The organism is Kitasatospora sp. NPDC054795, from assembly GCF_053611565.1.
In genome coordinates this window covers 37,919-52,755 of the sequence record NZ_JBSHAP010000065.1, presented here as the reverse complement: position 1 = coordinate 52,755, position 14,837 = coordinate 37,919, and the positions used below count along the sequence as shown (strand labels likewise).

5 protein-coding genes are annotated in these 14,837 nt (G+C 75.4%); all 5 read right to left on the bottom strand.

Annotated features, from left to right (window positions below):
- Positions 1 to 71: 71 nt before the first annotated feature.
- Positions 72 to 3,248 carry an amino acid adenylation domain-containing protein gene (locus ACWGJO_RS23335; protein WP_452186478.1) on the bottom strand — a complete coding sequence of 1,059 codons (3,177 nt, stop codon included), beginning with the start codon at positions 3,246 to 3,248 and terminating at the stop codon, positions 72 to 74.
- The gene (locus ACWGJO_RS23330; RefSeq protein WP_452186476.1) at positions 3,245 to 8,812 is read right to left on the bottom strand and encodes an amino acid adenylation domain-containing protein; all 5,568 of its coding nucleotides are present in this window, start codon (positions 8,810 to 8,812) and stop codon (positions 3,245 to 3,247) included. Before ACWGJO_RS23330 ends, ACWGJO_RS23335 begins: the two co-directional genes overlap by 4 nt.
- Positions 8,813 to 8,867: 55 nt before the next feature.
- Positions 8,868 to 11,912 carry a non-ribosomal peptide synthetase gene (locus ACWGJO_RS23325; RefSeq protein ID WP_452186475.1) on the bottom strand — a complete coding sequence of 1,015 codons (3,045 nt, stop codon included), beginning with the start codon at positions 11,910 to 11,912 and terminating at the stop codon, positions 8,868 to 8,870.
- A gap of 454 nt (positions 11,913 to 12,366) precedes the next feature.
- Positions 12,367 to 14,277, bottom strand: a complete 1,911-nt coding sequence (locus tag ACWGJO_RS23320; protein WP_452186473.1) for a glycoside hydrolase family 5 protein — start codon at positions 14,275 to 14,277, stop codon at positions 12,367 to 12,369.
- A 135-nt stretch (positions 14,278 to 14,412) separates the two neighbouring features.
- Positions 14,413 to 14,589: a hypothetical protein gene (locus tag ACWGJO_RS23315; RefSeq protein ID WP_452186471.1), complete on the bottom strand. Its 177-nt coding sequence runs from the start codon at positions 14,587 to 14,589 to the stop codon at positions 14,413 to 14,415.
- Positions 14,590 to 14,837 lie beyond the last annotated feature (248 nt).

The window sequence follows — 14,837 nt, the reverse complement described above, 5'->3', positions numbered from 1 at the left end:
CGTCACGGCCGCACCCCCGGAACCCCCTCGGGCCCGGCTTCCCCTGCGCGCGGGAGCCGGGCCCCGCCCGTTCAGCCGGAGAGGCGCCCTGCCGCCTCCTCCTCGGTGAGCGCGTCGATCTCGGCGATCAACAGCGCCTCGATCCGGGCCGCGAGGGCGGCCGGTGTGCTGCTCTCGAACACGTCGCGGATGGGGATGTCGAGTCCGATCCCGGCCCGGATCCGCGCGGCGACCCGGGTGACCAGGAGGGAGTCCCCGCCGAGCGCGAGGAAGTCGTCGAACACCCCGACCCGCGGGACTCCGAGAACCTCCTGCCACAAGTCGGTGACCAGTTGCTCGGCGTCGGTGCGCGGCGCGACGTAGCCCGCTCCGGCGGCCGGCCCGGGGTCGGGCAGGGCCGCGAGGTCGGGTTTGCCGTTCGGGGTCAGCGGCAGCCGGGCCAGGGTGAGCACGGTGTCCGGGACCATGTAGGCGGGAAGCCGCAGGGCGAGGTGCTCGCGCAGCTCGGCCGGTCCGGGCTCGGCGCCCGGGCACGGGACGGCGTACGCCAGCAGTCTCCGGCCGTCGCGGACCAGCGCGGCGGCCTGGGCGACGGCCGGGTGCGCGGTCAGCGCGGACTCGATCTCCGCGGGCTCGATCCGGTAGCCGCGCAGCTTCAGCTGGGCGTCGCCGCGCCCCAGGAACTCCAGCCGGCCGTCCGCCCGCCACCGGGCGCGGTCCCCGGTGCGGTACATCACGCCGCCGCGGAACGGATCGGTCACGAAGGCGGTCGCGGTGAGGTCGGGCCGGCCCAGGTAGCCCCGGGCCAGGCCGCTGCCGCCGATGTACAGCTCGCCCTCGGCTCCCCGGGGCAGCAGCCCGCCGCGCTCGTCCAGCACGTACAGCGCGACCCCGGGCAGCGGGCGGCCCAGCGAGGGCCGGCGCTCGGTGTCGGCGGCCGTCAGCTCGGCCGCGGTGACGATCACGGTGGCCTCGGTGGGGCCGTAGGTGTTCACGAGCCGGACAGCGTCCCCGTGCCGTCGGCGCCACCGGGCGACCGTGTCGGCGCGCGCCTCGGAACCGCCGATGACCACCAGGCGCAGTGCCTCCGGCCAGCGGGTCTGCTCGCCGAGGCCGACGAGTTCCTCCCAGTAGGCGGTCGGCAGGTCGAGCACGGTGACGGACCGGCCGGACGGGCCGTCCAGCAGGTCGGGCAGGGTCCGGCCGCCGCCGGGCAGCAGCACGACGCACGCCCCGGCCGCCAGGGCCGGCCAGAGCTCCTCCACGTGGGTGTCGAAGCCGAGGGAGGCGAACTGGACGATCCGGTCGGCGGGGCCCAGCGCGTAGCCGTCCGGGCCCGTCATCCAGTCGATCCGGGCGGACACTGCCGGGTGGTCGACGGCGACGGCCTTCGGCGTGCCGGTGGACCCGGAGGTGTAGAGGACGTAGGCCGGGCCCCGCGGGTCGGGCGGGGCGAGGTCGGCGGTCCCGGCGCCGGGCAGGTCGGCGGTCCCGGCGCCGGGCAGGTCGGCGGTACCGGCGCCTGGCAGGTCCGCGCCGGTGAGGGTGAGGACGGCGTCGGCCTCGCGGACCATCAGGGCGCGGCGGTCCTCGGGGTGGGCCGGATCGAGCGGGAGGTAGGCGGCGCCGGCCTTCCAGACCGCGGTCAGGGCGACGACCAGGTCGAAGGAGGGCGCCATCGACACCGCGACCACCCGGCCGGCCACCGGGCCGAGCCGGTGCGCCAGTTCGGTGGACCGCCGGTCGAGTTCGGCGTAGGACAGCGTCCGGCCGTCGCAGTCCAGGGCGGGCGCGTCCGGCCGCGCGGCGACCTGGTCCGCGAACCGCTCCAGCACCGTTCGCACGGCGGCGGGAGCGGTCGGCCCCGCGCCGAGGGCGAGCAGTGCCGCCCGCTCCCGCGCTCCGACGAACCAGTCGCCGTACAGGGGGAGTTCCGGGTCCTCGACGATCCGCGTGTACAGCTCGCGGCACCGGCCGCCGAGCGCCTCGACGGTCTCCCGGTCGAAGAGCTCGCGGTCGTAGCAGAAGGAGAGCGTGATGCCGCCGTCGGCGGTGCGCCAGCTGTCGAGCAGCAGGTCGGTCTTGGCCTGTTCGAAGCCGGAGTCCATGCTCGTGGTGCGGACGCCCGCGGGCAGCGCGGGATCGCCGGAGCCGTCCGCGAGGTCGTTCTGGCTCTGGTGGACGAAGACGGCCTGGTAGAGCGGTCCGGCTCCGGTGTCCGCGGGCAGGCCGAGGTGGGCGGCGAGCCGCTCGGCCGGGGCGTCGGGACGGCTCAGGGCCGCGAGCGCGGCGGACCTGGTCCGCTTCAGCACCCCGCGGAAGTCGGGGTCCCCGGTCAGGTCCGACCTGATCACCGCGGTGCGGTTGAAGTAGCCGAGCAGCGCCTCGTGCGCCGCCTCGGTGCGGCCCGCCAGCGGGGTGCCGACCACGAAGTCCCGGCAGCCGGTCCAGCGGGCGAGCACGCACTGGTAGCCGGTGAGCAGCACCATGAACGGGGTGCACCGCTCCTGGCGGGCCAGCCGGTCGAGGGCGGCGGTCAGCTCGGGGCCGAGGTCGACGGTGACGAAGCCGGCGGGTCTGGTGGGGTCCGACGGTCTCGGCCGGTCGAACGGGAGGCGCAGCGCTCCGGTGCCGGCGAGCCGGTCCGCCCAGAACCGGAACGCCTCCTCGCCCGCTTCCCCGCCGGTCCTGGCCTGTTCGGCGCGGGCGAAGTCGCCGTACTGCAAGGGGAGTTCGGGAAGACCGGCCGGTTCCTCGCCGATCGCCTCGCGGTAGAGGGCCAGCAGTTCGCGCCACATCGTGCGGAAGGACCAGCCGTCGGCGACGATGTGGTGGACGACGACGCTGACCGCGTGTTCCCGCTCACCCGCGCTGATCAGGGTCGCGCGCAGGGGCGGCGCGGCGGCGAGGTCGAACGGCGCGTTGACGTACGGGCGGCAGGCGTCGGTGAAGTCCGCCTCGGTGGCTCCCTCGGGCAGGCGGAGGGTGACCAGGTCGATCGCGGCGGGGGGCTGGACCAGTTGGACGGGCTCCGCGGCCTCGGGGTCGTCGTACCCGAAGCGGGTGCGGAGGATCTCGTGCCGTTCGGCCAGCCGGCCGAGGGCGGTGCGCAGGGCCCGCGGGTCGATCGGCCCGGTCCAGCGCCGGTTGAGGTACATGTTGAAGCCGGCGTCGTCCGGGTGGAGCTGCTGGAGGAACCAGAGCCGGCGCTGTTCGGCGGTCAACGGGTGGGTGGCGGTGGTGGTCACCGGACGGTCACCTCGGTCTCGGAGCGGTGCGGGAGGGTGGGCGCGTCGGCGTCGGCGTCGGCGTCGCCGGACGGCCGGGCGGTGCCGGCGGCCCGGTCCTGGATGGCCTTGAGGCCGACCAGGTCGTCGGGCTCGGCGTCGGGGACGTCCCGGTCGAAGTGCCGCAGTACCGGGACGGCCAGGCAGACCAGTGCGAGGGCGGCCATGGCGAGGCCGAACAGCAGGTAGAGCAGTCCGATGCCGCGGCCGTCGCCGGTGCCGACGAGCCGGCCGACGGTGGAGGCGAGGGCGCCGCCGCGGTCCATCAGCGGCTGCAGGAGTCCGGGGCCGAAGGGGGCGACGACGGCGAACCCGACCGGCAGGGTCGACCAGGCGACCATGGTGTTGACCGCGATCACCCGGCCGTGGAAGCGCAGCGGCACCTTGGTCTGCACGATGGTCGCGTAGGCGCCGTTGAGCAGGGCGAGCGCGAAGGTCATGCCGAACGCGCCGAGGGCGACCGTCCAGATCGACGGGCGCAGCCCGGTGAGCAGGCAGGCCCCGGCGACCGCCAGGGTGGCGAGCAGCACCCCGCGCAGCTTCCGTCGGCGCGGTCCGCCCCAGGCCACCAGGGTGATCCCGCCGAGCACGGCGCCGAGGCCGGCCGCCGTGGACACCCAGCCGGCCGCGGAGAGCGGGGCGAAGGAGAGCACGAGCGGGGTGGTGAGCAGGAACAGCGGGGAGAGGAAGACGTTCAGGACCGCGAAGTACAGCAGCATCGCGCGGAAGTGGCTGCTGCCGAGGGCCCGTCGGAAGCCTTCGCGGATCTCGGCGGGAATGCTCTCCCGCCGGGTGGAGCCCATCACGTCCGGGAAGCGCACGGCGAGGGTGACGCCGATGGCGACCGCGTAGCCGGCCACGTCGAGGGCGAGGATGCCGCCGAGTCCGATGGCGGCGAGCAGGCCGACGGCGAACAGCGGGACGAGGAACTGGGCGAGTCCGAAGGCCATCTGGACCACGCCGTTGGCGCGGCCGAGGTAGCGCTTGGGGACGAGCTGCGGCACGGCCGCGTTCCAGGCGAGCCGTTGGAAGGAGAGGGCGGCGGACAGCACGGCGACGAGCGCGTAGGCGTGCCAGACCTCCAGTCCGCCGGTGGCGTACAGCAGGAGCAGGACGACCTGGGTGAGGCCGGCGGCGAGGTCGCCGAGGAGCATGGTCCGGCGCCGGTCGCCCCGGTCGACGATCGCTCCGGCGATCGGGGCGGCGAGGATGCCGGGCACCAGGCCGCAGGCGGCCAGCAGCCCGAACTGGGCGAGGGAGCCGGTGCGCAGGTAGATCCAGACCGGGAGGGCGAACTCGGTGAGCGCCGATCCGATCATCGACACCTGCTGCCCGGAGGCGACGGTGAGGAAGCGGCGCATGGTCGGGCGGACGGGCGCCTGCGCGTCCTGCGCGACCGGCCGTTCGGCGTCCCGGGAGAGCCCGGCCAGCCACCAGGTGGCGCCGTCCGTCCGGCGGTGGCGGTCCTCCCGCCCCGCGGCGATCGACCGGTGGACGCCGGTGACGACGGCCGCGAGTTCGGCGGCCCGGTACTTGAGGTAGAAGTGGCCGGCCTCGTCGAGAACCACCACGGCGGTGGTGTCGGCGATCCGGTGCCACTCGCGGAAGCGCTCCTGGTAGAACTCGGTGGCCGGGTCGCGGTCGCCGCAGACCGCGATCACGGGGGCCTTGATCCGTCCGCCCTCGGTCCCGAACATCCGGGTGAAGTACCGTTCGACGTCCTTGGTGCCGGTGCGGCGGTTGCGGACGATCAGCCGCAGCTGCTCCGGGTCCAGGTCGTCGGTGTCCATCCCGGCGGCGGCCAGACCGTTGATCATGTCCTGGTCGCTGCGCATCCGGTCGAGGAGTTCGGCCCACCGCTCGCCGACGGCCGCGCCGCGTCCCCTGGGGCGGGCGAAGGGGAAGATGCCGCCGAGGTGGACGGCGTCGATCTCCCGGCCGGCGGCCTCGACCCGGCGGGCGATCTCGACGGCGAGGCGCACGCCGACCCCGCAGTGCCCGTACAGCACGATCCGGCCCTCGACGCCCTCGACGATCTCGCGCGCGCACCGGTCGGCGACCTCGTCGACGTCCATCGGTTCCTCGCCGAGTTCGTGGCCGGGGACGGCGATGGAGTGCAGCGCCCAGTCCTCGGGCAGGGCGTCGGCGAGCGGCTTGTAGATCAGCGCGCTGCCGCCGCCGTAGGGGGCGCAGACGACGCTCGCGGTGGTGCGGCGGCGTTCGGGGGTGAGCCGGTGCAGCAGCCCCCGCGGTCCGCGGTCGGCGCCCGGGTCGGCGACGAGCCCGGCGAGCTGCCGGACGGTCGGGAAGCGGAAGAGGTCCATCACGCCGACCGGGGTCGGCAGGTCGGGGAAGGTGCGGCGCAGCCGGGCGACGACCTGGGTGGCGAGCAGCGAGTGCCCGCCGATCTCGAAGAAGTCGTCCAGGGCGCCGACCTTCGCGACGTCGAGCACCTCGGCCCAGATCGCGGCGATCAGCGTCTCGGTGTCGCCCTCGGGTTCGACGTGTCCGGCGGCCGGGGCGGTGTCCTCGGGTTCGGGCAGCGCCTTGCGGTCGACCTTGCCGTGGGCCAGCAGCGGCAGGCGGTCCAGGACGACGAACCGGGCGGGGACCATGTAGTCCGGCAGGACCTCGCCGAGCGTCACCCGCAGTTCGGCCGCGGCGGGGACGGCCGCGTCGGCCGCGCGTTCGAGGTAGGCGACGAGGTTCTGCCGGATCCCCTCGCCGCGGACGGTGACGAAGGCCTGGGTGACGCCGGGCAGCGCGGTGAGCGCGGCCTCGATCTCGCCGGGCTCGACCCGGTAGCCGCGGACCTTGATCTGGTCGTCGGCGCGGCCCAGGTACTCCAGCACGCCTCCGCCGGCCTCCGGCCGCCAGCGGGCCAGGTCACCGGTGCGGTACATCCGGCCGCCGGCGAAGGGGTCCTCGACGAAACGTTCCGCCGTCAGCTCGGGGCGGCCCAGGTAGCCGCGGGCCAGCCGGTCCCCGCCGAGGTACAGCTCGCCGGTCACGCCGGGCGGCACCGGCCGACGGGCCGCGTCCAGGACGTAGCAGCGCGCGCCGGCGAGCGGGGTGCCGATCGGGGTGTTCCCCGGGCCGTGCTCCCCCGGCAGGACCTCGTGGACGGTGACGCCGACCGTCGCCTCGGTGGGGCCGTAGTGGTTGAACACCGCGCAGTCGCCCCGGCCGGCCAGGTCGGCGGCCCAGGCCCAGGACGACGCCTCCCCGCCGAGCACCAGGGCACGGCGCGGCAGCAGGCGTTCGAGCGGGGCGTCGGCGGACAGCGCGGCCAGGTGGGAGGGCGTCATCTTGAGGTAGTCGAGCGCCGACGCCTCGATGTGTTCGGCGAGTTCGGCGCCGGCGATGCGCCGCGGCAGCAGGTGCACCCGGCCGCCGGTGGTGAGCGCCAGGTAGAGCATCGTGATGCTGAAGTCGAACGACAGGGACTGCAGCAGCCCGTAGCGGGCGCCGGGCTCGATCCTCAGCCGTTCCCGCACGCCGGCCAGGTAGTTGAGGATCTCGCGGTGCTGCACCGCGACGCCCTTGGGCTGCCCGGTGGAGCCGGAGGTGTAGATGACGTAGGCGAGGTCGTCCGGCCCGGACACCTCGGCGAGCGGCGCGTCCTGCGGCACTCCGTCCGGCGCGGGGTCGGCGCGGTCCACCAGCAGCTCCGCGCCCCCGTACCCGGGGAACCGCTCCCGCAGCTCCGTGTCCGTCACCAGCACCCGCACGTCCGCGTCGGCCACCAGGTGGGAGAGCCGCGCGGGCGGCTGCTCCGGGTCCAGCGGCAGGTAGCAGCCGCCGGCCTTCAGCACGGCGACCAGGGCGACCGCCAGGTCCGGGGACTGTTCCAGGCACACCGCCACCCGGTCGTCCCGGCCGACGCCCAGGGCCCGCAGCCGCCGGGCCATAGCCGTCGCCCGCGCGTCGAGTTCGCGGTGGGTGACGGTGGCGTCCTCGAAGACCAGCGCGGGGCGGTCGCCCGCCTGCCGGGCCGCCGCCGCGAGCAGCGCGGTCAGCGTTCCGGGCCCGTCCTCGGGAAGTGCCGGGCCGGCCGCCCACTCCTCGACCAGGTCGCGGTGCTCGGTGCCGGTCGTCACCGGCAGGTCCTCGACGGCCCGGTCCGGATCGGCCGTGGCCGCCGTCATCAGGACCTCGAAGCGCTCGGTGAGCCGTCGCACGGTGTCGGCGTCGAAGAGGTCGGTCCGGTAGGTGATCAGCCCGAAGAGCCCGCCGTCCTTCTTCTCCCGCAGGTAGAAGGCGAGGTCGGAGTGGCTCGTGGTGGCGGCGTGCCCGAATCCCTCCGCGCCGGCGGCGGGTGCGGTGGGGGCGGCGCGGTCGCCGTAGTTCTGGAACGCGAAGGTGGCCTGGAACACCGCCGAGCGGCTGACGTCCCGCTCGATGTCCAGGTCGGCGACCATCTGCTCGAAGGGCACCTCCTGGTGGGTGTAGGCGTTCAGCGTGGTCTCCCGCACCCGGCCGACCAGCTGTCCGAAGGTGAGTCCCTCCTCCAGCCGGGCGCGGATCGGCAGCATGTTGACGAAGGCCCCGACCACCGCCTCCAGTTCCCGGTGGAGACGGCCGGCCACGGCCGAGCCGATCGCGAAGTCCCGCTGGCCGGTGTGCCGGCCGATCAGCACCTGGAGTCCGGCCATCAGCACCATGTACGTCGAGGCGCCGCGGGCGCGGGCGCACTCGGCGACGGCGCGGGCGAGTTCCGGGCTCCAGTGCAGTTCCACGGCGGCGCCGTCGAAGGTGAGCAGCGGCGGCCGGGGGCGGTCGACGGGCAGTTCCAGGGCGGGGACGTCGGCGAGTTCGGTGCGCCAGTAGTCGCGGGAGGCGGCCAGGGCGCCGCTGTCCAGCCGGTCCCGCTGCCAGCGTGCGTAGTCCCCGAACTGGACGGGGACGGGAGGGAGTTCGTGCTCCGCGCCGTGGGCGTACCGGGCGTGGAGCAGGTCCAGTTCGCGGTTGAGGATGTCGATCGACCAGCCGTCGCCGACGATGTGGTGCATGACCAGGGCGAGGACGTGGTCCTCGGCGGAGAGCCGGACGAGCAGGGCGCGCAGCAGCGGCCCGGTCGCGAGGTCGAAGGGTCTGGCGACCAGCGCCCCGATCTCGTCGGCGGCTCTTCGGCCGGGGTCGGGATCGTCCGAGGCGTCCACGAACGCGGCGGCGAAGGGGCCCGGTTCGGCGATCAGGACCTCGGCCCTGCCGTCCTCCGTGACCGGGAAGGTCATCCGCAGGCCCTCGTGCCGTGCCACCAGGGCGGCCAGGGCGGTGTCCAGCGCCGAGCGGTCCAGCGGGCCGCGCAGCCGCCGGGCCGGGGCGAGCGTGTAGGCCGTCCCGCCGGGCGAGAACTGGTCCATGAACCAGAGCCGTTCCTGTCCGCTGGACAGGGGCGGGGCGCTGCCCTCCGGGCGGGGCTCGACCACCCGCTTCGGGGCCGCGGCGCCGCGCAGGCGCTGGGCGAGGAGGGATCGTTTGGTGGCGGACCAGCCCGCGGGCAGGTCCTGGGTGTCGGTCATCGGCAGTCCGTTCGGGCATGGAGCGGGGAGGACGCGCAGGGGCGGTCGGCGGCGGTCAACGCCGCTCTCGCACGACGGCGGCCAGGGCGGCCGGGGTGGAGGCGTCGAAGATCAGGTCGAAGGCGAGCTCGACCCCGAAGGCGGCGCGGATCCGGGCGGTGATCTGGATGATCGTCAGCGAGTGTCCGCCGTGGTCGAAGAGGTCGTCCTCGGGGCCGAGGCCGGAGACGCCCAGGACCTCCTCCCAGATCGCCAGGACGCCCGCCGTGATGTCGTCGGCCTCCGCCGCTCCCGCGGCCCGCGCGCGCGGCGGGTCGGGCAGCGCGCGGCGGTCGAGCTTGCCGCTCGGGGTGAGCGGCAGGCGGTCGAGGGTGACGAACTGCCGGGGCACCATGATCGCGGGCAGGGTGCGCAGCAGGTGGTCCCGCAGGTCCTCGTCGGGCAGCGGTGCGCTGCCGGGAGCGGGCACCCGGTAGCCGACGAGGGCGGGCTCCCCCTCGGCCTGCTCGCGGACGGCGACGGCCGCCGCGGCGACGGCCGGGTGGTCGAGCAGCGCGGCCTCGATCTCGCCGAGTTCGATCCGGTGGCCGCGGATCTTCACCTGGTCGTCGATCCGGCCGTGGAACTCCAGTTCGCCGTCCCGCGTCCACGCCACGAGGTCGCCGGTGCGGTACATCCGGCCGCCGGCGAACGGGTCACCGACGAAACGTTCCGCCGTCAGTTCGGGCCGCCCCCGGTAGCCGTCCGCGAGGCCGTCGCCGCCCAGGTGGAGCTCTCCGGGGATCCCGATCGGCACCGGGAGGCCGTCGGCGTCCAGGACGTACGCCCTGGTGTTGGCGACCGGCCGGCCGATCACCACGGCGTCCGGCTCCGCAGGGACGTCGGCGCAGGTGGCGTAGATCGTCGCCTCGGTCGGGCCGTACCCGTTGATCAGCCGGCCGAGGGAGCCCCGGAGCTCGCGGGCCAGCGGGAGCGGCAGCGCCTCCCCGCCCACGATCCCGGTCAGCCCGGCCGGCAGCGGCCCGGCGCTGAGCAGCACACGCCAGCCCGAGGGGGTCGCCTGCAGATGGGTCACGCCCTCCCGCCGGATCAGCCCGATCGTGCCCGGCGCGTCCAGGGCGGCGCCGTCCGGCGCGAGGACCAGCCGGCCGCCGGTGACCAGCGGCAGCAGGATCTCCAGCCCGGATATGTCGAAGGAGAGCGAGGTCAGGCCGAGCCAGACGTCCTGCGGTCCCGAGCCCAGCCGGTCCGCGAAGGAGGTCAGGAGGTTCACCAGGGCCCGGTGCCCGATCTCCACGCCCTTGGGCCGCCCGGTCGAGCCGGAGGTGTACAGCACGTAGGCGAGGCCGCCGGGCGGGGCCGGCGACGCCTGCGTGGGCCCGGGTTCCGTGCGGCCGCCGCCGAGGCGCAGGACGGCCGGTGCCGCCGCCACCACGTCGGCGGCGGGCTCCCGGTCGGCGACCAGCAGGGCGGCGCCCGAGTCGGCGAGCAGGAACGCGAGCCGCTCGGCGGGGTGGCCGGGGTCGAGCGGCAGGTAGGCGGCCCCGGCGGCGTGCACCGCGAGCAGGACGGCGGGCAGGTCGGCGGAGCGCTCCAGGTGCAGGGCGACGACGTCACCGCTGCGGACCCCGGCCCCGCCCAGGACGGCGGCCAGTTCGTCGATCCGCTCCACCAACGCGCGGTAGGTCAGCCGCTCGGCGCCCGCGCCGACGGCGACGGCGTCCGGCGTCTCGGCGGCCCGCTCCCGCACCAGGTCCAACGCCGTGCGCTCGCGCGGGTAGGCCCGGGCGGTGGCGTTCCACTCCTCGGTCACCAGGTGCCGCTCGCACTCGCCCAGCAGCGGCAGGGCGCTCAGCGGCGTCTCGGGCGCGGCCGTCGCGGCCTCCAGCAGGGCCGTCCAGTGCCCGGCGATCCGGTCCACGGCGTCCGGCGACAGGACCGCCGGAGCGTACTGGAGCGAGAACGCGATCCCGTCGGCGGTGTCGACCGCCTGGAGGTGCAGGGTGTTGCGGGCGGCGCCGTTGAACACCGCACGGTCCACCCGGACGGTGCTTCCCGGGAACACCGGGTCCGCGGCCGCGCCGCGCCGGTAGCCGAACGACACGGGGGCCAGCCCGGCGCGCGGCGTGAGGCCGCCGACCGCCGCGCCGAAGGGCACCGGGCGGAACGGGTACCCGCCGCGGGCCTCGGCCCGCACGGCCCGGGCGAAGGCGGCGAAGGACGTCCGGGCGGTCACCCCGGCCGGTGCGTGCACCGGCAGCTCGTTGACGAACAGCCCGATCTCCCCGGCCTGTTCGGGGGTCCGGACGGACAGCGGCACGGCGACCGGGACGGCCTCGCCGCCGTAGCGCAGCAGCAGGGCGTGCAGGGCGGCGAGCAGGAACTCGAAGACGGTGACGCCGCAGCGCTCGGCGGCCTCGGCCAGGTCCGCCCGGCCCCGCGCGTCGATCCGCCATGCGTCGGACTCGCCGGACGCCGGGGCCGTGACGGCGTGCGGCAGTCCCGGGAGGACGGGCTCCGTCGCCGCGGCCCACCGCGGGCCGTACCAGTCGGCGGCCCGGCGGACGAGGTCGGGGTCGGGCGGGGAGAGGGGCGCGGACGGTGCCCGGTCGGCGGCCGCGGCGGCCTCGCCCAGGGCCTGCGCGTAGGCCGCGGCGAGTTCCGCCACCAGAACGTCCTTCGACTCCCCGTCGAAGACCGCGTGGTGCACGACGGCCAGCAGTTCCGCCGCCTCACCACTGCCGCGGTAGAGGGTGAACCGGGCCAGGGGGCCCGCTTGGAGGTCGAACGGTCGCGCCGTCTCCTCGGCCAGCCGCTTCTCCCGGCCCCGCGCGCACTCCTCGGAGGCGTCGACCACGTCGAGGACCGGGGCGGGGCCGGGCTCCAGCACGAGGCCGCCGTCGCGTTCCACGAACACCCGGGACAGGGCGGGCTGACGTGCCGTCACCGTCGAGACGGCCCGGGCGAGGGCCTCGGCGTCGACCCGGTCGAAGGAGAGCAGGACGGGCATGTGGAACACCCCGTGCGCCTGGCCGAGGCGCTCGGTGAACCAGACGCCCCGCTGGAAGGGCGAGGCGGGCAGGGGGAAGGAGTGTGGCATGTGCGGCTCGATTCGGCAGTCGGTGAATGGCGCGTCCCCGTGGCCGGGCGCCGACGTGGCCGGCACCGCGGATGCTCTCGCGACCCGGCCGCCGGGTGGCGTCCGACCGGCCCCCGGCCGGCCGACGGGCCGCTCCGGCCTCGACCCTCCCGGCCCGCAGATCCCCCCTGCGCACGACCGGTTCGGAACCGGTCCTCTCCCCCGGTGAAAAAAGACCGATCTTGGTCCAGACCTGCCGAGAGGTTGGCAGAGATGCCCACCGCCGTCAAGGGTCGTCCACCCCACCGACAAAGGCGTCATGAACGCGTCCAACCTGCGGGAATGCACTCCCGGGGACGCGTTCTGATCGTTCGTCATCGTCTCAACGGTCGCCGACCGCGCCGCCCCACCCGGCCCCGCTACCGACTCGACGCGCCGCCGGGGCGGCGCGTCGCCGCCCCGGACGGGCTCCGGATCAGACGAGCGGGCGGCAGAGCAGGGCGGCCGGGGCCCCGTACTGGAGGCGCTGCCAGGTGGAGGCGACACCGGCCAGGTACTCGCCGTCCGCGCACTGGCCCTTGTAGCGGCCCGGCGCCCAGTCGCTCGCCACCGAGCCGCCGGCGGCGGGCCGGTTGTCGCCCCGGTCGAACCAGAGGGTGCGGCCGTTCAGCGGCAGCGGGGCGGCCGCGGGTGCGCACAGCAGGGCGGCCATGCCGTTGCCGCGCACGCCGTAGCCGACCGCGAAGGTGCGGTCGGGGCACTGGAGCTTGTCGTAGCCGGACGCCCAGTCGCCCCCGGTGACGTAGCGCTCGTCGGTGACGGTGGTCCAGTCGCCGCTGCCGGCGGCCGGTTCGCCCGCGTCGGTGCACAGGGCCCGGCTGTCGCCGCGGGCGAGGGCGGTCAGCCGCTGCCCGTCCGGGCAGTTCCCCTTGCGGTTGCCCGGGCTCCAGTCCGCGCGGGCGAGCATCCGCCGGGAGAGGTCCTGGTCGCCGTGGTCGAGGGCGAGCATGTTCCAGTGGGTCACCGCGGGCACCGGTCCGCTCGCCGCCGGGGCGTCGATCAGCCTCGTCCAGTCGGCGGCCCGCCAGTCGCCGGGGTCGGTGAGGCCGGTGCGCCGGCCGTCGGGGCCGTAGGAGAGCAGCGCCCAGGTGTCCAGCGGGCGGCCGGCGCCGTCGGCCCAGCCGACCAGCGGCCAGACGGCGAAGTCGGCGTCCTCGCGGACCAGGATGTCGGTGAACGCGTGCAGCCAGGCCTGCTCCTTGGCGTCGGTCGAGCCCCGGCCGCCCGCGCCGAACTCGCTGATCCACACCGGCGCGGTGAAGTGCTGCCCGGCCCCGGTGACGAACAGCGCCTCGTCGTCCACCACCCGGGCGAGCTGCTCGGGGGTGAAGTCCTGGTAGCGCGGGTCGGCGGTGGATCCCGGACCGCTGCCCGCACCGGTGTTGGCCGGGCCGGTGTAGGCGTAGAAGTGCGCGGAGTAGACCAGCTTGCCGGAGTCGATCAGCGTGTTGGAGAGGTTGCGCACCGGGGTGAGCATCGGGCGGCCGTGGCTGAACCCCGCGGCGGGGACGCCGTACCAGTTGATGCCCTCCATGACGACCAGCAGGTCCGGGTCGGCCTGGAGGATCCGGTTGCCCGCCTCCTCGAAGGCGGCGTACTCGTCGTGGGCGTCGCCGAGGCCCCAGTTGGGGTCGTCCCAGACGTCCCGGCGGACCTCGTTGCGCAGGTCGGCGCCGACCACCCGCTTGTCGGCCTTGTAGCGGTTCACCATGAACAGCCAGTCGTCCTCCCACTGCGCGGTCGACTGGCCGCTGTTCCAGCGCTCGTTGCCGTCCAGGCCGCAGCAGAAGCGGTAGCTCGTGGTGTGGTTGTTGAGGATCACCGCGAAGCCGTCGGCGGTGAGCGCGGCCACCACGGCGTCGAAGACCTGGAGCGGGGTCCGGCCGCGCAGCTGGGGGTTGGCGGCGACGGCGGAGTCCGGGACGGGGACGGTGTCGTGGATCATCGCGTTGGCGAACGGCAGCCGGATGCTGTTGACGCCGAGCCCGTGGAAGTCGGCGAGCAGCCGGGCCACCGGCACCCGGTCCAGGCCCAGCGGGATGTTGTGCGACACCTGCCCGGCCTGGTTGTTCGCCGGATCGTCGACGCTCCCGCTGCCCTGCCAGGTGCCCTGCGCACCGGCCCAGTTGGCGGACTTCAGCTTGAAGCGCTCGCCGTCGGCGTCCACCACGTAGCGCCCGCGGGTGCTCAGCGGTCCGGTCCAGGACGCGGCCGGCCGGGCGTCGGAGCCGCCGTCCGGTGCCGCGACCCCGGGGCCCGCCGCCAGGACGGCGAGCACCGGCAGGGCCGCGGCCAGGGCGAGCAGACGCGCCGCAAGACTCTTCATGATCGTCCCCGCTGTGGTGAGGTGGCTCGGGCCGTGACCGGGCGCACCGGCGCCGTCTACGGGGGTCGACGATATGACGGAACCTCAGGCGCGGGAAGGGCGCGTGTCGTCCTCCCGGGGAAATCCGGGTGAACGTCAGCGGACGCGCCGCAGGACGCGGCGCACCCGGGGCCACCGGGACGCGGCGGCGAGGAAGCCGGCCGCCGTCAGCAGCCAGGCGCTCACCGCGATCCACAGCAGCGCCCGGCCGAGCGGGCGCAGCCAGTCCACCCGCGTCGCCGTCGCGGCGATCAGGGCGGCGACGGCGGTCACCCGGGTGGCGCGGCGGGCAGCGCCACTGCAGGAGAACCGCTGTCGACGCCGCGCGGAGCAGCGGTGACACCTCGGAAGTTTTCATGCGAACAGCCTCATGCCCCAACCGTTTCGGCCCGGCGGCCGCCATCCGGCGGCGACACACGCGAGGGGGGGGGGGGGGCCCCGGCGGGCCCCGCCCCCCCCCGGACGGTGCGGGCGGAACACGTAAGACGAGGACCAACCCCCAATCCCCCCGCCCCCCCCCA